The organism is Stakelama sediminis, from assembly GCF_014199335.1.
Lineage (GTDB): Bacteria > Pseudomonadota > Alphaproteobacteria > Sphingomonadales > Sphingomonadaceae > Sphingomonas > Sphingomonas sediminis.
Genome location: NZ_JACIJI010000001.1, coordinates 383,656 through 400,881 on the forward strand (window position 1 = coordinate 383,656; position 17,226 = coordinate 400,881).

Sequence of the window (17,226 nt, forward strand, 5' to 3'; positions counted from 1 at the left end):
TCATCTAGTGCTTCACCCTTTCCAAACCAGCGGCGCGAACGCCTCCATCCATGGCTTTGGCTGCCGTCGTGGCCGACCCGAAGGTGCGACGAACGCAGCCTCCACATCGGCTTCGACCAGACAATCGCCGCCGCGCATGACTCGTTGCTGAATATCGACCGATGCGGCACGCAGCCGCGTCAGCCTGCTGATAACGATCAGCATATCGTCCAGTTTCGCGGGCGCCAGATATTTCAGCGCAATCTGACGCACCGCATAGGCCCCTTCTCCGCCCTCGAACGCCGCGCGTTGATCGACCCCTGCAAGCCGCAGCATGTCCGAACGCGCGCGCTCCATGAAACGCAGATAATTGGCGTGATAAACGATGCCCGACAGATCGGTGTCCTCAAAATAGATGCGCACCGGAAACCGGTGCTCAACGCCATCGAAACGGCCTTCGATCAAGATGTCCTGAACAGGCAAAGTCATGAACGAGGCTGGTTAACCGAGCAGCGCGCGTGAAGAAAGCAGTTTCGTCGCGCCTATGCCTCCAATTGTCGGAGGATTGCGGTGACGCCCAGTGTGCCATAGAGTGCCGCATCACAAATATCAGGGGGATAGGCGGAGCATCATGTTCAAGGCACCAAACCGCAGGCAGACGGTCCTGTTCGCCTGTCTTGCTACCATATTGGCATCGACGATGAGCACCGGCCACGGGCTTTTCCCCGCCGGCGACACCGGTGATTTCGGCAACGGGCTGGCAATCGGTGTACTGCTCGGCCTCTCGCTGATGGGATTGCTGCGGATGCGCCGGGAACGGTGCTGAACATCTTCCGATACGTGTCTTTTCCACGCGACGATAAAGACTGGACGAACACGACGCGGTATCCATAAGCTGTACGGCAGATGAACGAACCAGCCCTTGCCCTGCGCGGCGTGTCGAAGTCCTTCGACAAGCCTGTCATCACCAATCTCGACCTGACCATCGAGCCGGGACAGCTATACGCGCTGCTCGGTCCCAACGGCGCGGGCAAGACGACGACCCTGCGCATGGTCGTGGGGCTGAGCGAGCCGGATCGCGGGCGAATCGGCATTTACGGCATCGATACACGGCGCGACCCGCTGGCGGCAAAGGCGATCACCGCATGGCTGCCCGACGAGCCGATGCTCTATGACAAGCTCAGCCCGTCCGAATATCTGGGTTTTGTTGCAGGGCTGTGGAAAATCCCGCCCGAAGAGGCAGCGCCGGAGGCCGAGCGCCTGCTGCGCTGGCTGGAACTGTGGGACGTGCGCGACACCCGCTGCGAAGGCTTTTCGCGCGGCATGAAGCAAAAGGTCGCGCTGGCGGGTGCGCTGATCCACAAGCCCCGCCTGCTGATCCTCGACGAACCGCTGACCGGTCTGGACGCGACCATGGCACGCAGTGTGAAGGATGCCCTGCGCGCGCAGGTCGATGCGGGCGCGACCGTCATCGTCACCACCCATATTCTGGAGGTTGCCGAACGACTGGCCGACCGGATCGGCATCATCGCGGGCGGCACCCTCCATGCCGAGGGCACGCTCGACGAACTGCGCGCGATGGCGGGCGAAGAGAACGCCACGCTGGAGGATACCTTTATCCGGCTGACCAGCCCGGCATGATGACGCGCATCATCGAACGGCTGCCCGCCGGATCGCTGGGCTGGCTGGTCGCCCATGAGCTGCGACTGGCGACGCGCGGCGGCAAGGCGACGACGCGGGTGCGGATCGTGCGCTATATCCTGCTCGCTGCGTTTCTGATCGCCGGAATCCTGACCGCAGTGGCGCTGGCGAATGTTCCGATCCGCCCCGATGCAACGTTCGATGCGGGACTGCTCGTGGCGGCGATTGCAGCGACCAGCCTGATGACCACGCAGGCGATGATCGGTACGCAACAGACGCTGTATGAGCGCGGCGATCTCGACCTGCTGTTTTCATCCCCGGTCGCACCGCGCACGATCCTGCGCGCAAAGCTGCTGGCGATCGCCGCCACGGTGATGCTGACCTTCGGCGCACTGTCGCTGCCCTTTGTCCTGCCGATTGCAATCGTCGGGCATCCGCGCCTGCTGGGGTTTGTCGCGACACTGATCGGACTGGCGCTGATCGCGGCCTGTATCGGGCTGGCGCTGGCGCTTGCCATCGCAAAGGCCGCCGGACCACGCGCGGCGCGCACCGTCGGGCAGATCGCAGCCGGACTGCTCGGCGGCGGCTTCTTCATCCTGTCGCAGGCCATCGGGCGGCACAGCAATGAGTCGGGGTTTGAGGCAGTGTTCCGCTGGGTACAGGCCAGCGGCTGGGCGGATAGCTGGTGGGGGCTGCTGCCCGGTCGCGCCAGCTTCGGCGATCCGCTGGCCATCCTGATCCTGCTGGGCGGCGGAATCCTGCTGTTCGCCCTTACCGGAGCGGCGTTCCAGCGCCTGTTCCAGTCCGGCTTCCACGACGCGGGCAAGCATATGACCCGCCGCACCGTGTCCAAAAAGGGTATCGGCCGTCAGTTTCGCGCATCGCTGTTCACCAGTATCTTCATGAAGGAATGGCGGTTGCTGATCCGCGATCCTGCGCTGGCGTTCCGCATCGTGCTGCGGCTGGTCTATCTGATCCCGCTGACCATCGTGCTGACCAAGAACAACGATGTGCCCATCGCACCGGGAGCCGCCTTTTTCAGCGTGCTGGTGACCGGGCAACTGGTCGGCAGCTTTACCTGGCTGGCGATTTCGGCGGAGGATTCGCCCGACCTGCTGACCGTCGCGCCGGTCGAAAAATCGACGGTAGAGTGGGTCAAGCTGGCATCCGCGCTGGCCATGGCAGCGCCCCTGGCACTGATCCTGCCCATCGTCATCGCCACCGAGACGGTCGCGGGCGCGCTGGTAACGCTGGTAATGACCGCGATTGCGGGCACGCTGGCCGGGTTTATCGAACTGAAACTGTCCAAACCCGCATCGCGCAAGACTTTCGCGCGCCGCCGCTCAGGATCGCTCGCCGCCGGAATCCTGACGATGCTTGTCACCTTCGTCTTCGGCGGCATCGCGGGCGTACTGGTCTTCGTATTGCTGTAATTGTCAGGACGTGTAGACAAAGACCGACGGCTTTCGGGAGCCAGCCACCCGTTGGCCTTACGTCCGAAATTGGGGTGGGAAGCTGACTAGCGCCGCAGTCTCCTGAACGTCGCTACGGAGGCTAATGCACCTATCACGGGTGCGAGCAAAAGCGCCAGAAAGAACGGCCCCATTCCCGCTTGTCCATCGTGCGGATAACGATAAACCTCCCATGCAAGGCCACCTCCGAAGATCAACGCGAACGTCAGCGCCAGCGCCAGTGCACCTACTGCGATTGAAATCGCAACTCGCTTCATACTCTTCATGACACCCGAATACGCTTGGGCCACCACGTACGCAATTGGGGTCGTATCCTGACAGGCGGCTTTGCTCTCCAGAAAACATAGACAGCAGACGTTGCGCCACACGACCGGTCACCACCTCGATCTAATCGAACAACCCGTCCTGCACGTCGCTGGGCGGGTTGAGGCCGAGATGTTTCCAGCCGCCCGCATTCAGGCAGCGCCCCCGCGCGGTGCGGGCGATCAGGCCGAGCTGAATCAGATAGGGTTCAATCACTTCCTCGATCGTGTCGCGCGGTTCGGAAAGCCCCGCAGCCAGCGTCTCCACGCCGACCGGACCGCCGCGATAAATGTCGGCGATCATCGTCAGATAGCGCCGGTCCATCGCGTCCAGCCCCAGTGAATCGACTTCCAGCCGGTTGAGCGCCTGATCCGCCATGCCAGCGTCCACGGTTTCGGCCCCCGCCACATTAGCGAAGTCGCGCACCCGGCGCAGCAGCCGCCCGGCAATGCGCGGCGTTCCGCGTGAGCGCCGGGCAATCTCCCGCGCGCCATCGCTCGCGATATGCAGGTCGAGCAGGTTGGCCGCGCGCGTCACAACATGTTCCAGCTCATCGACCGAATAGAATTGCAGGCGCACCGGAATGCCGAACCGGTCGCGCAGCGGCGTGGTCAGCAACCCCTGTCGCGTGGTCGCCCCGACCAGCGTGAAGCGCGGCAGATCGATCCGCACGCTGCGCGCCGACGGCCCCTCCCCGATCATCAGGTCCAGCGCGCGGTCCTCCATTGCCGGATAAAGCACTTCCTCGACCGCCGGATTGAGGCGGTGGATCTCGTCGATGAACAGGACGTCGCCGTCCTCCAAATTGGTCAGCAGCGCGGCCAGATCGCCCGATTTGGCAATGACGGGACCGGACGTGGCGCGAAAGCCGACGCCCATTTCGCGCGCGATAATCTGCGCCAGCGTCGTCTTACCCAGCCCCGGCGGGCCGAAGAACAGCACATGGTCGAGCGCATCGCCGCGCGTGCGTGCCGCCTCGATAAACACGCGCAGATTGTCGCGGGCGCCCTTCTGCCCGACAAATTCGTCGAGGCTTTTGGGGCGCAGCGCGGCATCGACATCCTCCGCGCGGCGCTGACTGGTCAGGATACGGTCGCTATCGGTCATTTACTCTTATCCAGCGCGCGTTCGAGGCGTTGCCACAATGCGGCGATGGCGACCACCCCCGGCGATGATGGCGGGGCATAGGCGCCCAGCGGCTCGCGCCGTTCGGTCATCGCCTCGAACGCGCTCGCCATCGGGATGACGGGCCAGCCGGGTTCGTCCTCCAGCGCGGCGCGGTGCAGCGAGCGACGACGATCCACCATCGAAAATACCGGCGCCAGCGTCACTTTCGGCCCCTTTTTCGCGCTGACATGGCGCACGATCACATCGAGCGCACGGCGCGAGAGTGCCGACGGGATTACCGGCACCACGACCAGATCGGCCGCACGCAAAATCTGTTCCGACGTATGCGTGAAGCCGGGCGGACAGTCGATGACGATCCGGTCGTAATCGCGCGCCAGCCGCGCGGCGATCTTTGCCACGCGCTTTTTCTTGTCGAGTTCGTGAAAGGCGATGTCGAGGTCGCGCAGCGTCGCATCGGCAGGCAGCAGGTCGAGCCGCTCGACAGCGGTTTCCTGAATCAGCTTTTTCGGCCGCACTTCGCCGGTAATCGCCGCTTCCGCCGGTTCGCCGCCCGCATCATGGCCCAGTACCCAGCTTGCCGCCGCCTGCGCATCGAGATCCCATAACAGCGTGCGGCGCGCCGACAGCGCCGCCGCCGCCCAGGCAAGATTGACCGCCAGCGTGGTTTTCCCCACTCCGCCCTTCAGGCTGTACACCGCAATGATTTTTCCGCTCATGACAGCAACCATGCCACACAAGCATGATGATTGCGTGTACGGGCAACGGCCAAGGTCAGGATCGCGGACGCCGACATCGGATCAGGACGGAATGAGCGTATAGCCCTGTTGCTGAAGCAGCGCATCCGCCGTCATCGCCGACAGCGCCATCTTCACCCCCGGCAACAGCTTGTCCTTGCCGATATCCATCGCCGTCGCACTTTGCCCGCAGACATAGATCTGCACGCCATGCGCAATCAGTTCGGACACCGCATGGACATTCAGATTGGGTTTGCCGTCATGACGCGTGCGGTAGAAATCGTCTTTCGTCACGTCATAGGCCGCGGGACCGTGCAGCACGATCGCGACATGGATATTCGCCTCCGGCACACCGGCTTCCACCTGCATATTGATGAAGCGCGCGGCGCGGTCGATAATACGGTTGAGCGTCGCGGGGTCGGATGCGGCATTGCTGTCGAACAGGAGTTTGAACACACTGTCCTTCGGTATGGGCAGGTCGGATTCGACCGGAGCGATCTTGCCGAAATCGCTGAAAACCGGGCCGGGGTGAAATTTGCTCATCTGCGCCATGGCGGGCGTCGCTCCCAACAATGAAACGGCAAGCGCCGTCAGGAAAATTCGCATACTCCCTCCCTTTCTACTTCGCGGCCTTGCGCAGTGCGAGACGCACCAGCGCATCCAGCCCCGCGCCGTCACCCAGTTCATCCTCGGCCGCCTTGACCGCATTACCCGCCTCCGCCGGTTTGAAACCGAGATTGAGCAGCGCCGAAACCGCGTCTGCCGTCACGCCCGTCGCGGCAACCGGCGCGCCCGAACCGCCGCTGCCCAGCGCCACCGCACCGACCTTGTCCTTCAGTTCGTTAACGATGCGCTGCGCCAGTTTCGGACCTACTCCGTTGGCGCGGGCCACCATCGCCTTGTCCCCGCGCGCCACTGCCTGATGCGTTTCCTCGGGCGAGAGCACGGACAGGATCGCCAGCGCGACGCGCGCACCCACCCCCTGAACGCTGGTGAGCAGGCGGAACCAGTCGCGCTCCTCTGCGGTCGCAAAACCCATCAGGCGGATGAAATCTTCCGCCACCAGCATTTCGGTATGGATGGTCACCGTGCCGCCGACGGGGCCGATCGCGGTCAGCGTGCGCGCCGACGCCCCGACCAGATAGCCGACGCCGCCCACATCGATCACCGCATGGTCGCTATCGGCAGAGGCCAGACGTCCGGTCAGATGCGCAATCATGCCGGTACATAAACAGAACGCAGCGCGAGAGGAAAGCCCAAAGGCACCCCTTCCGACGGATCAGGCGGCGCTGACCTCAAAAAGCTGTTCGTCACTTTCGCGCGGCAGGCTGCTGTCATAGGTCGGCAACGGCTCGAACGCCTCTTCGGTTACCACCACATTGGACAGACCATCCAGCTTGAAATGGCCAAGCCTGCGCTCTTCCAGACTGCGCCAGTTCTTGTGCGGATTGAAAGCGCTTACATACAGGTCACCGTGGCGGCTGAACAACTGGTGTGGCGCAAGGTGCATCTCCGCTCCGTTATATTGCGCGACGATCAGGCGTTTGAGCGCGATGGCTTCGATAAATTTCCGAGCGACCGGCGCCGCAGGGTCAGCATTCTGTGTCATCGCGCCAAAATGGTGCAACGCAGCATTAATCGCAAGGGGGAGAATGCCGCCGTTTCGACGAACCGCTGTCCAAAATTGCAACTGCCATTAGCGTGCGAGCACACTGGCGCTGGCCAGATGGTGCGCGTGGCAGATCGCCACCGCCAGCGCGTCGGCGGCATCGGCTCCGGCAATCTTCACACCCGGAAGCAGGCGCTGCACCATCGCATGAACCTGTTTCTTGTCGGCATTACCGACCCCGACTACCGCTTTTTTGACGAGCCGGGCGGCATATTCGCCGACATCCCGCCCGCCGCGCGCAGCGGCACAGATGACGACGCCGCGCGCCTGCCCCAGTTTCAGCGTCGATTGCGGATTGGCGTTGACGAACACCTCCTCCACCGCCGCGCTGTCGGGGTGATGGTCGGCGACCAATGCCTCGACCATCAGGTCAAGCTGCGCCAGCCGCCGGGGCAAGGCAGCCTTCGTATCGGTCTTCAAATGCCCGTTGGCGAGATGCGACAGGCGGTTGCCCTCCGCCCGGATCAGCCCCCAGCCGGTCGTACCCAGACCGGGATCAAGGCCGAGGATCAATGCCACCCGATCCTCCCCTGGCAGGGGAGGTGGCATCGCGAAGCGATGACGGAGGGGTGTGGTGCGTCAATGACCTGCAATACCCCTCCACCATGCTGTGCATGGTCCCCCTCCCCTTGCAGGGGAGGATGGGGATTCAACCCAGCTTCTCCATCACCTCGTCGGAGACTTCGTAATTACCCCAGACGGTCTGGACATCGTCGTCATCGTCAAGCGCGTCGATCAGCTTGAACAGCGTACCGGCATCACCTTCATCGACCTCCACCGTGGTCTGCGGGCGCCAGGCGAGTTTCGCGCTTTCGGGCTCGCCAAGCGCCTTTTCCAGTTCGCCCGCCACTTCGTGCAGCGCGTCGGGAGCGGTCCAGATTTCATGGCCGTCCTCGCTGGAGGTGATGTCGTCGGCCCCCGCCTCCAACGCGGCTTCCAGCACCTTTTCCTCACCGCCGACACTGGCCGGATAGCTGATCAGGCCCAGCCGGTCGAACCCGTGGCTGACCGATCCGGCGGTGCCCATATTGCCGCCATTCTTGGTGATCGCGGTGCGGACATTGGTCGCGGTGCGGTTGCGATTGTCGGTCAGCGCCTCGACGATCAGCGACACCCCGCCCGGACCGAAGCCCTCATAGCGGATTTCCTCGTAATTATCGCCCTCGCCGCCGGTCGCCTTGTCGATGGCGCGCTGGATATTGTCCTTGGGCATCGACTGCGCCTTGGCCGCGTTGACGGCGGCGCGCAGGCGCGGGTTCATGTCGGGATCGGGCATCCCCATCTTCGCCGCAACGGTGATTTCGCGGCTGAGCTTCGAAAACATCGCCGAGCGCTTTTTGTCCTGCGCGCCCTTGCGGTGCATGATGTTCTTGAATTTACTATGGCCTGCCATGTTCCAGCCTGATTAGAATGTCCAAAACCATGGAACCGGCAGCACCGGTCCCTCTCCCTCAACGCCGTTAATGCAAAACCCGCCCGTTCGACAAGCGGCAGAGTCGAATCGGCTAGCTGTGTACCAATCGACCTGCGTGGGTCGCCAACACGAACCGGGGGGCGCCCCGGCGACGAACGCCGCCGGAACGTCTCGAGGCCTCAGAGCATTCCCAAAGCGTGCATATAGGTTTCGAGGATCGCCTCTTCTTCCTGATATTCTTCTTTTTTCTTCTTGCGGATCGCCATGATCTTCTTGATCGCCTTGGCATCGTATCCGCGGCCCTTGGCCTCCGCCATCACGTCCTTAATGTCGTCCATGATGCCCTTTTTCTCTTCTTCAAGCCGCTCCGCGCGCTCGATCAGAAGCCGAAGCTCATCCGCCGCGACCTGACCGCCGCCCATACCTTCTTCCCGCACCTGGTCCATACTGACTGCCCGATTGATTATGTGAATGGAGCCGCATCGTCGGGTGACGATGCGAAGCGACTGCCTCTAAGCGGTGGAGCGCGTCTGCTCAACCCCGTCCGGGCTCGGTCATCGCGGGCGGATCGCTTGCCGGGAAGCTTTCGTCCAGTGCTTCGTCCAGATCGGCCTCGGTCGGGTTCTTCGCCATGCTTTCGCGCATGCGCTCAAGCTGCTCCGGCGTGGCATCGCCCTGATGCTGTGCCTTCCACGCAGAATAGGGCATGCCGTAGATGATTTCGCGCGCGCTGTCCTTGTCCAGCGGATCGGCGGTTTTCGCGCTCGCCTCCTGAATCCAGTCGGACAGGCAGTTGCGGCAAAAACCCGCCAACCCCATCAAATCGACATTCTGCGCGTCGGTGCGATGCCTCAAATGGCGTACCAGCCGGCGAAATGCTGCTGCCGCCACGGCATCATCGAGCGAATTTAGATCGGCCATTCATCCCTCCGCGGTTGATCCTGTTTCAATATGGGGTAGAGGCGGGCACGAACAAGCCGAGGATTCCTCCCCATGACCCAGGCTATCATGCCCCGCCTGCGCAAGGTCCGCGTGCTCGCCACGCTTGGCCCTGCATCCAACACGCCCGAAATGATCGAGAAACTGTTTCTCGCCGGTGCCGATGCCTTCCGCATCAATATGAGCCACGGCGATCAGGAATCGAAAGCCCCCGTCATCGCTGCGATTCGATCGCTCGAAAAGAAACTGGGCCGTCCTACCACCATCCTTGCCGATCTGCAGGGACCGAAGCTGCGCGTCGGTAAGTTCGACGGCGGCAGCGTCATGCTGGAAACCGGCGCGACCTTTACGCTGGATCATGACGATGCGCCCGGCGATGCCAGCCGGGTGCGCCTGCCGCATCGCGAGATTTTCGACGCGGTGGAAGACGGCGCACGACTGTTGCTCGACGACGGCAAGCTGGTGCTGCGCGTTACCGAACATGACGAGGACCGCATCGTCACAAAGGTTGAGGTCGGCGGCAAGCTGTCCAATCACAAGGGACTGAACGTCCCCGATGTCGTCCTGCCGCTCGCCGCCCTGACCGAGAAGGACCGATCCGATCTGACCTTCGCGCTGGATCAGGGGGTCGACTGGGTGGCATTGAGCTTCGTGCAGCGACCCGAGGATCTGGCCGAGGCGCGCAAGCTGATCCAGGGTCGGGCCGCGCTGCTCGCCAAGATCGAAAAGCCGAGCGCGGTCGCACGGATCGAAGAGATTGTCGAACAGTGCGACGGCGTGATGGTCGCGCGCGGCGATCTGGGTGTCGAACTGCCGCCGCAATCGGTGCCGCCGCTGCAAAAGCGTATCGTCGAGGTTGCCCGGCGACTGGGTCGTCCGGTGATCGTCGCAACGCAGATGCTCGAATCGATGATCACCTCCCCCTCCCCGACCCGCGCCGAGGTTTCCGACGTCGCGACCGCAGTCTATGACGGCGCCGATGCAATCATGCTGTCGGCGGAAAGCGCGGCGGGGGACTGGCCGGTCGAAGCGGTCACGATGATGGATTCGATCGCCCAGTCGGTCGAGCGCGACCCCGCCCATGGCGACCGGGTGCACTTCACGGTGCTGCGCCCCGACCCGACTACGGCTGACGCGCTATCCGAAGCTGCGAAGAATATCGCCGGCACCATTTCGGCCAGCGCCATTGCCTGCTTCACTTCCTCTGGCTCGACCGCACGACGCATGGCGCGCGAACGGCCTCCGGTGCCGATTCTGGTGCTGACGCCCAATATCGATACGGCGCGGCGGCTCGGACTCCTTTGGGGCGTCCATGCCGTCCATACCCGCGACGTCGGGTCGTTCGAGGAAATGGTCGCCAAGGCGAAGCGCATGGCGCTGCGGCATCATATGGCGGATTCCGGGGACCGCCTGATCATCTGTGCAGGCGTACCGTTCGGAACGCCGGGCTCGACCAATGTGCTGCATGTGGTGCGCATACTGGGCGACGAACTGAAGAAATACGACAAGCAGGGTTAGGGTCAGGACCGGCATGAAAAAGCCGCCGGTTCCTGACGAACCGGCGGCCGATGAACCGTAAGGCCTGACGTCAGTTCAGAACGATCTGCGGATCGTCGTCCGAATCCGAACTTGCCGCATCGTCGGATGATTGCTGATCGTCGGAAGCCTGCTGGTCCAGCGAAACGTTGGTATCGGATTCCGCTGCCGGCGTCGCCGTGGTGGAGTCATCACTGTCCGCTGGTGCCGCATCGGATGTGGAATCCGGTGACGGCGTAGCGGGCTGGCTCGTTTCGGCCTTTGCCTTTTTATGTTTGGCATGACCGTGAGCACCGGCAACAGGGGCTGCGACGAGCGACAGCATCGAAATACCGGCAAGCACAAGAAATTTGCGCATTCATGTCTCCATAGATGCTCGCAAATGACCCAGCTTTAGCCATGATTGGGGGCATGGGTTGCGAACATGTTCAATATACTGCGCTTCTCCACCCTTCGGCGCGCTCTATTTTCATGTCGAAACCTGTTTTTGTCGCAAGCCGTAAACATTCTGGCGCCGATATACTGTCCCTCCCAAAAACAGCGTGTTCGAATCATCAGATTGAAGGGTGCCCGAAGGGATGCTAGCGCGCACCCGCACTCCCCCTTGCTGATGGAAAGAACAACCCATGGTCCCCCGCTACGCCCGTCCGGCAATGACCGACATCTGGTCGCCGGAAACCAAATATCGCATCTGGTTCGAGATTGAGGCGCACGCAACTGACGCGCTGGCCGATCTGGGCGTGGTACCGAAAGAGGCTGCGGCGACGATCTGGGAAGCCGACCGCAATGCCCCACCCTTCGATATCGCCCGGATCGACGCGATCGAGGCGGAGACAAAGCATGACGTCATCGCTTTCCTGACGCACGTCGCCGAACGCACCGGCCCGTCCGCGCGCTTCCTGCATCAGGGGATGACCAGTTCCGATGTGCTCGACACCTGTCTGGCCGTCCAGCTCGCGCGCGCGTCCGACATTCTGCTCGACGATCTCGACCAGTTGCTTGTCGTACTGAAGCGGCGGGCAGAGGAGCATAAATATACACCGACCATCGGGCGCAGCCACGGCATCCATGCCGAGCCTACGACCTTCGGCCTGAAACTGGCACAGGCCTATGCCGAATTCGCGCGCAATCGCGACCGACTGGCTGCCGCACGCGCCGATGTCGCGACCTGCGCGATTTCAGGCGCGGTCGGCACCTTCGCCAATATCAACCCGGCGGTGGAAGCGCATGTCGCCGCAAAGATGGGGCTGACCCCTGAACCGGTGTCGACGCAGGTCATTCCGCGCGACCGCCATGCGATGTTCTTTGCGACGCTGGGCGTCATCGCCTCATCGATTGAACGGCTGGCGACCGAAATACGCCATCTGCAGCGCACCGAAGTGCTGGAGGCGGAGGAATATTTTGCGCCCGGTCAGAAGGGATCGAGCGCGATGCCGCACAAGCGCAATCCGGTGCTGACCGAGAATCTGACCGGGCTGGCCCGCATGGTGCGCGGTTATGTCACGCCCGCGCTGGAAAATGTCGCACTGTGGCATGAACGCGATATCAGTCATTCGTCGGTCGAACGCTATATCGGCCCCGATGCCACGATCACGCTCGACTTCGCACTGGCGCGGCTGACGGGCGTCATGGACAAGCTGCTCGTCTATCCCGAACGGATGCAGAAGAATCTCGACCGGATGGGCGGCCTTACTAATTCGCAGCGCGTTCTGCTGGCGCTGACCCAGGCCGGTGTCAGCCGCGAGGATGCCTATCGCCTCGTCCAGCGCAACGCGATGAAGGTGTGGGAATCGGACGGTGCCTTGTCGCTGAAGGAATTGCTGAAAAACGATGCGGACGTGACCGCCGCATTGTCGGACGCCGAGATTGAGGAAAAATTCGATCCCGAATATCACTTCAGGCATGTCGACACGATCTTCGACCGGGTGTTCACCTGAACCCCGCGCGTCGCGCCCTGCGTGAAGGCACGCGCAACGAACATGAAACGCTCGACACCCTGTTCCTGCGTTTCGATCTTACCAGTCGTGAAGGCTATGGCCGGTTCCTGCGCGCCCATGCTGACGCGCTGCTTCCCATCGAAGCGGCGCTCGACCGTGCAAATGCGAAACGGGTCATTTCCGACTGGCCCGAACGGCGTCGCGGCTCGGCCCTGCTGGCCGATCTTGACGCACTCGACCTTCCCCATCCTGCACCGGAACATAGTTTTTCGCTGAATACACAAGGCGCCGCAATTGCCGGTACTGTATATGTACTGGAGGGGTCACGTCTGGGCGGAAAGTTTATTTACAGACAAGTGCCCGATTATTTACCACGTCACTATCTTAATCCAAATCAAGAGGCTGAAAAATGGCCGGTTTTACTGGAAACGCTTGATACTATCCTGTACGACGCCGGACAGTTGGAAATCGCCATTGCCGCCGCGCGCCGTGTTTTCGAATATTTTGCGCATTTCGGCGAGCATTGGCTGACGAAAGAGTAAGCGTGACCCAGCCCCAGTTCGCCGTCGACCTGACCAATTGCGATCGCGAACCCATCCATCAGCTAGGAACGATACAGTCTTTCGGCTTCCTGCTCGCGCTGTCCGGCGACTGGCTGATCAAGCGTGCATCGGCCAATATCGGCGACGTGCTGGGCGTGGCGGCGGAAGATATTCTGGGCACGCCGGTCGCCGACCATATTGCCGAAAGCACTATCCACGCGCTTCGCAACCGGCTGACCATGCTACGCGGTGAAGATGCGGTGGAACGTGTTTTCGATCTCCCCCTCCGGGAGGGCGGCGAGCCCTATGATTTCGCGCTGCACATGATCGGCGATACGGTCATTCTGGAAGGCGAGCCCACCGGCGACGCGCAGCATACCGATACCGCCAGCGCAATCCGAGCGATGATGGCGCGGCTGGATCTGACCGGGGAACTGACCGCTTTTTACCGTGAAGGCGCCAGGCAGGTTCGCGCACTGACCGGTTTCGACCGGGTGATGATCTATCGCTTCGATCGCGACGGTTCGGGAATCGTTGTCGCCGAATCCGCGAAAGCAGGGATCGGCAGTTTCCTCGACCTGCGCTATCCGTCGAGCGACATTCCGCAACAGGCGCGTCAGCTTTACCTGCGCAACCCCTTTCGCATCATTGTCGATGTCGAAGATACACCGGTACCGATTGTCCCGCAGGTGGATGAAACCGGCACGCCACTGGATTTGTCGCTGTCGGTCACGCGATCGGTTTCGCCTATTCATATCGAATATCTGCGCAACATGGGCGTCGGCGCCTCAATGTCGATTTCGATTATCGTTGAAGGCAAGCTCTGGGGCCTGTTCGCCTGCCACCATTATTCCGCCAAACGCCCCACCTTTCAACGCCGGTCGATCGCCGAACTGTTCGGGCAGATGTTCGCGTTGAAACTGGAAAGCCGCGAACGTGCGGCAATGGCGAAATATGAACAGGACGCGCGTGCGATCAGCGACCGTCTGCTCGCCGCTGTCGCCAGTGATTCGACCCTGCTCGAACAGCCGGAATGGCTGGGGCAGATGCTGAGCAAGACCGTCCCGTGCGACGGCATTGCGATCTGGAATGACGGCCGGGTGGCGCATAGCGGCATTACTCCACCGCCCGAGGCACTCCCCGATATCGTCCGGCGCCTGAACGCCATGGCCGCGGGCCGCGTCTATGCGACCGACCATCTTGCCGGCATTCTGCCCCGCGCACAGGATTATGTCGATCAGGCATCCGGCCTGCTCGCCATTCCCATCTCCCGCACGCCCCGCGATTACGTCCTGCTGTTTCGACAGGAACGCATCCGCTCGGTCACCTGGGCGGGAGACCCGCATAAACCGGCGGAATACGGCCCGAACGGTCCGCGCCTGACTCCGCGCAAGAGTTTCGAGGCGTGGAGCGAGGAAGTACGCGGCCGTTCTCAGCCCTTTACCAACGCCGAACTGCGCGTTGCAGAAATGCTGCGGGTTTCGCTGATCGAAGTGGTCCTGCGCATGTCCGACGAGGCGCAGGAAGAGCGTGCTCGCGCTGCGGAACGACAGGAATTGCTGATTGCCGAGCTCAATCACCGGGTGCGCAACATTTTGAGCCTGATCCGTGGGCTGGTGCGGCAAAGCCGTGACGGCACCACCGACCTTCCCGCCTATATCAACCTGCTGGAAGGACGGATCGAGGCACTGGCGCGCGCACATGACCAGATTACGCAGGATCATTGGGCGCCCGCCCCGATCCGCAATCTGCTCCGCACCGAAGCTGCTGCCTATCTGCACGGCAAGGCGGATCGGCTGAGGGTGGAAGGGCCGCTGGCCCTGTTCCGTCCGCAAGCCTTTTCGACCCTTGCACTGGTGATCCATGAACTGATTACCAACTCGGCGAAATACGGCGCCTTGTCGGACAATGGTGAGATCACCGTGACGATTGAGATCGACAATGTCGGTGATTGCCTGATCCACTGGCGCGAACTGGGTGGCCCCGCCGTGCAACCGCCGACGCGGCAGGGGTTCGGCAGCACAATTATCCAGCGCTCCATTCCCTACGATCTCGGCGGCAAAGCGGAGGTGCGCTATCCGCTGACCGGACTGGAAGCCGATTTCTGCGTTCCCGCACGCTACATCGTGTCCGGCGGCGAAGACATGCCGCACATCATTCCGGCCGAAATCGACGATAGCAAGCCGGAAACAACGAAAGCGCCCGCCCTGAACGGCACCGCGCTGCTGGTCGAGGACAGCCTGATCATCGCCATGGATGTGGAGGATATTCTCACTCGGCTCGGCGTCGATCACGTTATCGTCGCGTCATCGGTGCCACAGGCGCTGGACGCCATCGAAACCCAAAGTATCGACTTTGGGCTGCTCGACATCAATCTGGGTACGGAAACGAGTTTGCCGATCGCCGACGCGTTGCTCGACCGCAAGGTGCCGTTCGTCTTTGCCAGCGGCTATGGTGAACAGTTTAACGCACCTGCCCAGCATGCCGATGTCCGCATCCTGCAAAAGCCGTACACCGCCGCCAATATCGCCAGCATATTGAAAGTCCTGCTGGACGCATGAGGTAACTGGAAAACAATTGCGAAAAACGCAAACGGCGCGGCGGTCCAGCCGCGCCGTGTCATCCGGACGAGCTTACACCGGCGCACCGCATTTTCAGAGGGTAAATGCCGGAAGCTCGGAATGTCCTATTTGCAGACCGTCAGGACTATCAGGCGATAGTATTACCCGCCCATCGCCTGTTTGATCTTCGCGAAAAATCCGGTCGATTGAGGGCATTCCTCCCCCGTTTCGGTTTCGCGGAACGCCTCCAGCAATTCACGCTGTTTCGCGGTCAGCTTGCGCGGCATCTCTACTTCGAGGTGCACGACCATGTCACCGCGCCCGCGGCCTTGCAACACCGGCATTCCGCCGCCACGCTGCCGCACTTCGCGACCCGACTGGGTGCCCGCCGCGATCTTGATCGGCACGGGATTGCCGTCGATACCGGGAATTTCGATCTCCCCGCCCAGCGCAGCAGTCGTGAAGCTGATCGGCGCGCGAGCATGCAGCGTCGTCCCTTCGCGCTCGAACAGCGCGTGGCGCTTGATATGCAGGAAAATATAAAGGTCGCCGGCAGGTGCGCCACGCGCGCCTGCTTCGCCTTCTCCATTCAGGCGGATGCGTGTGCCGTCATCGACGCCCGGCGGAATATTGACGGTCAGCGTTTTCGTCTTGTCGACCCGGCCCTCGCCGCGACATTCACCGCACGGCTCGGCAATCACCTGCCCTGCACCATGACAGGTCGGACAGGCTCGCTCGACCACGAAAAAGCCCTGTTGCGCACGCACTGCGCCCGCACCGCCACAGGTCTGACAGGTGCGCGCTGCCGTTCCCGGCGCTGCACCCGATCCCTGACAGGCATCGCATTGGCCCGACACATCGACGGTGATTTCCGTCGAGCGACCGTTGAATGCGTCTTCCAGACTGATTTCCATATCGTAGCGCAGGTCGGCACCGCGCCGCGCCTGACGCTGGCCGCCACCGCGGCCGCCGCCCATGAATTCGCCGAACACGCTTTCGAAAATATCGCTGAACGCGCCGAAATCCTGCGCACCTGCACCGGCGCCGCCGCCCATGCCGCCATTCTGGAACGCGGCGTGACCGAACCGGTCATAGGCAGCCCGCTTCTGCGGGTCTTTCAGACAGTCATAGGCTTCGCTGACCGCCTTGAACTTCGCTTCGCTGTCCTTGCATCCGGCATTACGGTCCGGATGGTATTTCATTGCCAGCTTGCGATAGGCCGACTTGATCGTTCCGTGATCCGCCGTCCGCTCGCAGCCGAGAATTTCGTAATAGTCTATTTCGGTGGTCATACTGCCCCGCCCGGAAACCTGCTCCGGCTCCGCCTGAGCGTCCCGATGCCAGAAGTCTCGCATCCATGGGGCCAATCAG

General features: G+C 62.2%; 19 protein-coding genes. 7 read left to right on the forward strand and 12 right to left on the reverse strand.

The window, feature by feature from the left end; genetic code table 11:
- Positions 1-12 precede the first annotated feature (12 nt).
- Positions 13-468, reverse strand: coding sequence for a tol-pal system-associated acyl-CoA thioesterase (ybgC, locus tag FHR23_RS01930; RefSeq protein ID WP_184001237.1), 456 nt, complete (start codon positions 466-468; stop codon positions 13-15).
- Between the two features lie 142 nt (positions 469-610).
- On the opposite strand from ybgC, the gene FHR23_RS01935 reads away from it, so the two are divergent.
- The 3 genes from FHR23_RS01935 (at position 611) to FHR23_RS01945 (ending at position 3,053) form a co-directional block, all read left to right on the forward strand.
- Positions 611-805: a hypothetical protein gene (locus FHR23_RS01935; RefSeq protein WP_184001238.1), complete on the forward strand. Its 195-nt coding sequence runs from the start codon at positions 611-613 to the stop codon at positions 803-805.
- Between the two features lie 80 nt (positions 806-885).
- The gene (locus FHR23_RS01940; RefSeq protein WP_184001239.1) at positions 886-1,620 is read left to right on the forward strand and encodes an ABC transporter ATP-binding protein; all 735 of its coding nucleotides are present in this window, start codon (positions 886-888) and stop codon (positions 1,618-1,620) included.
- Positions 1,617-3,053: a hypothetical protein gene (locus tag FHR23_RS01945; protein WP_246359653.1), complete on the forward strand. Its 1,437-nt coding sequence runs from the start codon at positions 1,617-1,619 to the stop codon at positions 3,051-3,053. Before FHR23_RS01940 ends, FHR23_RS01945 begins: the two co-directional genes overlap by 4 nt.
- A gap of 426 nt (positions 3,054-3,479) precedes the next feature.
- Here FHR23_RS01945 and ruvB read toward each other — a convergent pair whose 3' ends face one another.
- The 9 genes from ruvB to FHR23_RS01990 all read right to left on the reverse strand — a co-directional run bounded on the left by ruvB (position 3,480) and on the right by FHR23_RS01990 (position 9,261).
- Entirely contained in the window at positions 3,480-4,502 is a 1,023-nt protein-coding gene (gene ruvB, locus FHR23_RS01950; protein ID WP_184001240.1) for a Holliday junction branch migration DNA helicase RuvB, read from the reverse strand.
- The gene (locus FHR23_RS01955; protein WP_246359654.1) at positions 4,499-5,239 is read right to left on the reverse strand and encodes a ParA family protein; all 741 of its coding nucleotides are present in this window, start codon (positions 5,237-5,239) and stop codon (positions 4,499-4,501) included. Before FHR23_RS01955 ends, ruvB begins: the two co-directional genes overlap by 4 nt.
- Positions 5,240-5,320: 81 nt before the next feature.
- The gene (locus FHR23_RS01960; RefSeq protein WP_184001242.1) at positions 5,321-5,863 is read right to left on the reverse strand and encodes a DsrE family protein; all 543 of its coding nucleotides are present in this window, start codon (positions 5,861-5,863) and stop codon (positions 5,321-5,323) included.
- Positions 5,864-5,876: 13 nt separating this feature from the next.
- Positions 5,877-6,476, reverse strand: a complete 600-nt coding sequence (gene ruvA / locus FHR23_RS01965; protein WP_184001243.1) for a Holliday junction branch migration protein RuvA — start codon at positions 6,474-6,476, stop codon at positions 5,877-5,879.
- A 60-nt stretch (positions 6,477-6,536) separates the two neighbouring features.
- Positions 6,537-6,866, reverse strand: coding sequence for a WYL domain-containing protein (locus FHR23_RS01970; RefSeq protein WP_184001244.1), 330 nt, complete (start codon positions 6,864-6,866; stop codon positions 6,537-6,539).
- A gap of 87 nt (positions 6,867-6,953) precedes the next feature.
- A complete protein-coding gene (gene ruvC / locus FHR23_RS01975; protein WP_343042944.1) occupies positions 6,954-7,445 on the reverse strand; it encodes a crossover junction endodeoxyribonuclease RuvC in 492 nt (163 codons plus the stop codon).
- Positions 7,446-7,575: 130 nt separating this feature from the next.
- A complete protein-coding gene (locus FHR23_RS01980) occupies positions 7,576-8,319 on the reverse strand; it encodes a YebC/PmpR family DNA-binding transcriptional regulator (RefSeq protein ID WP_184001246.1) in 744 nt (247 codons plus the stop codon).
- 200 nt (positions 8,320-8,519) lie between these two features.
- Complete coding sequence (locus tag FHR23_RS01985) at positions 8,520-8,762, reverse strand: GapR family DNA-binding domain-containing protein (RefSeq protein WP_221227382.1); 243 nt, start codon at positions 8,760-8,762, stop codon at positions 8,520-8,522.
- A 112-nt stretch (positions 8,763-8,874) separates the two neighbouring features.
- The gene (locus tag FHR23_RS01990; protein WP_184001248.1) at positions 8,875-9,261 is read right to left on the reverse strand and encodes a DUF1244 domain-containing protein; all 387 of its coding nucleotides are present in this window, start codon (positions 9,259-9,261) and stop codon (positions 8,875-8,877) included.
- A 72-nt stretch (positions 9,262-9,333) separates the two neighbouring features.
- Between FHR23_RS01990 and pyk the strand changes: the two genes are divergently transcribed.
- Complete coding sequence (gene pyk / locus FHR23_RS01995) at positions 9,334-10,797, forward strand: pyruvate kinase (protein WP_184001249.1); 1,464 nt, start codon at positions 9,334-9,336, stop codon at positions 10,795-10,797.
- Between the two features lie 70 nt (positions 10,798-10,867).
- On the opposite strand, the gene FHR23_RS02000 is transcribed toward pyk, so the two are convergent.
- A complete protein-coding gene (locus FHR23_RS02000) occupies positions 10,868-11,173 on the reverse strand; it encodes a hypothetical protein (protein WP_184001250.1) in 306 nt (101 codons plus the stop codon).
- Between the two features lie 268 nt (positions 11,174-11,441).
- On the opposite strand from FHR23_RS02000, the gene purB reads away from it, so the two are divergent.
- The 3 genes from purB (at position 11,442) to FHR23_RS02015 (ending at position 15,855) form a co-directional block, all read left to right on the forward strand.
- Positions 11,442-12,752 carry an adenylosuccinate lyase gene (purB, locus tag FHR23_RS02005; protein WP_184001251.1) on the forward strand — a complete coding sequence of 437 codons (1,311 nt, stop codon included), beginning with the start codon at positions 11,442-11,444 and terminating at the stop codon, positions 12,750-12,752.
- A 65-nt stretch (positions 12,753-12,817) separates the two neighbouring features.
- Positions 12,818-13,294 (forward strand): biliverdin-producing heme oxygenase, encoded by a 477-nt coding sequence (locus FHR23_RS16745; RefSeq protein ID WP_343043040.1) that lies wholly within the window; start codon positions 12,818-12,820, stop codon positions 13,292-13,294.
- A gap of 2 nt (positions 13,295-13,296) precedes the next feature.
- Positions 13,297-15,855 carry an HWE histidine kinase domain-containing protein gene (locus tag FHR23_RS02015; RefSeq protein ID WP_184001252.1) on the forward strand — a complete coding sequence of 853 codons (2,559 nt, stop codon included), beginning with the start codon at positions 13,297-13,299 and terminating at the stop codon, positions 15,853-15,855.
- A gap of 161 nt (positions 15,856-16,016) precedes the next feature.
- Here FHR23_RS02015 and dnaJ read toward each other — a convergent pair whose 3' ends face one another.
- Complete coding sequence (dnaJ, locus tag FHR23_RS02020; protein WP_184001253.1) at positions 16,017-17,147, reverse strand: molecular chaperone DnaJ; 1,131 nt, start codon at positions 17,145-17,147, stop codon at positions 16,017-16,019.
- Positions 17,148-17,226: the final 79 nt, after the last annotated feature.

Bases quoted from the DNA above. Each gene is read 5' to 3' on its own strand.
- ybgC (WP_184001237.1), bottom strand. From the start codon at position 468: ATGACTTTGCCTGTTCAGGACATCTTGATCGAAGGCCGTTTCGATGGC.
- FHR23_RS01935 (WP_184001238.1), top strand. From the start codon at position 611: ATGTTCAAGGCACCAAACCGCAGGCAGACGGTCCTGTTCGCCTGTCTT.
- FHR23_RS01940 (WP_184001239.1), top strand. From the start codon at position 886: ATGAACGAACCAGCCCTTGCCCTGCGCGGCGTGTCGAAGTCCTTCGAC.
- FHR23_RS01945 (WP_246359653.1), top strand. From the start codon at position 1,617: ATGATGACGCGCATCATCGAACGGCTGCCCGCCGGATCGCTGGGCTGG.
- ruvB (WP_184001240.1), bottom strand. From the start codon at position 4,502: ATGACCGATAGCGACCGTATCCTGACCAGTCAGCGCCGCGCGGAGGAT.
- FHR23_RS01955 (WP_246359654.1), bottom strand. From the start codon at position 5,239: ATGAGCGGAAAAATCATTGCGGTGTACAGCCTGAAGGGCGGAGTGGGG.
- FHR23_RS01960 (WP_184001242.1), bottom strand. From the start codon at position 5,863: ATGCGAATTTTCCTGACGGCGCTTGCCGTTTCATTGTTGGGAGCGACG.
- ruvA (WP_184001243.1), bottom strand. From the start codon at position 6,476: ATGATTGCGCATCTGACCGGACGTCTGGCCTCTGCCGATAGCGACCAT.
- FHR23_RS01970 (WP_184001244.1), bottom strand. From the start codon at position 6,866: ATGACACAGAATGCTGACCCTGCGGCGCCGGTCGCTCGGAAATTTATC.
- FHR23_RS01980 (WP_184001246.1), bottom strand. From the start codon at position 8,319: ATGGCAGGCCATAGTAAATTCAAGAACATCATGCACCGCAAGGGCGCG.
- FHR23_RS01985 (WP_221227382.1), bottom strand. From the start codon at position 8,762: ATGGGCGGCGGTCAGGTCGCGGCGGATGAGCTTCGGCTTCTGATCGAG.
- FHR23_RS01990 (WP_184001248.1), bottom strand. From the start codon at position 9,261: ATGGCCGATCTAAATTCGCTCGATGATGCCGTGGCGGCAGCAGCATTT.
- pyk (WP_184001249.1), top strand. From the start codon at position 9,334: ATGACCCAGGCTATCATGCCCCGCCTGCGCAAGGTCCGCGTGCTCGCC.
- FHR23_RS02000 (WP_184001250.1), bottom strand. From the start codon at position 11,173: ATGCGCAAATTTCTTGTGCTTGCCGGTATTTCGATGCTGTCGCTCGTC.
- purB (WP_184001251.1), top strand. From the start codon at position 11,442: ATGGTCCCCCGCTACGCCCGTCCGGCAATGACCGACATCTGGTCGCCG.
- dnaJ (WP_184001253.1), bottom strand. From the start codon at position 17,147: ATGACCACCGAAATAGACTATTACGAAATTCTCGGCTGCGAGCGGACG.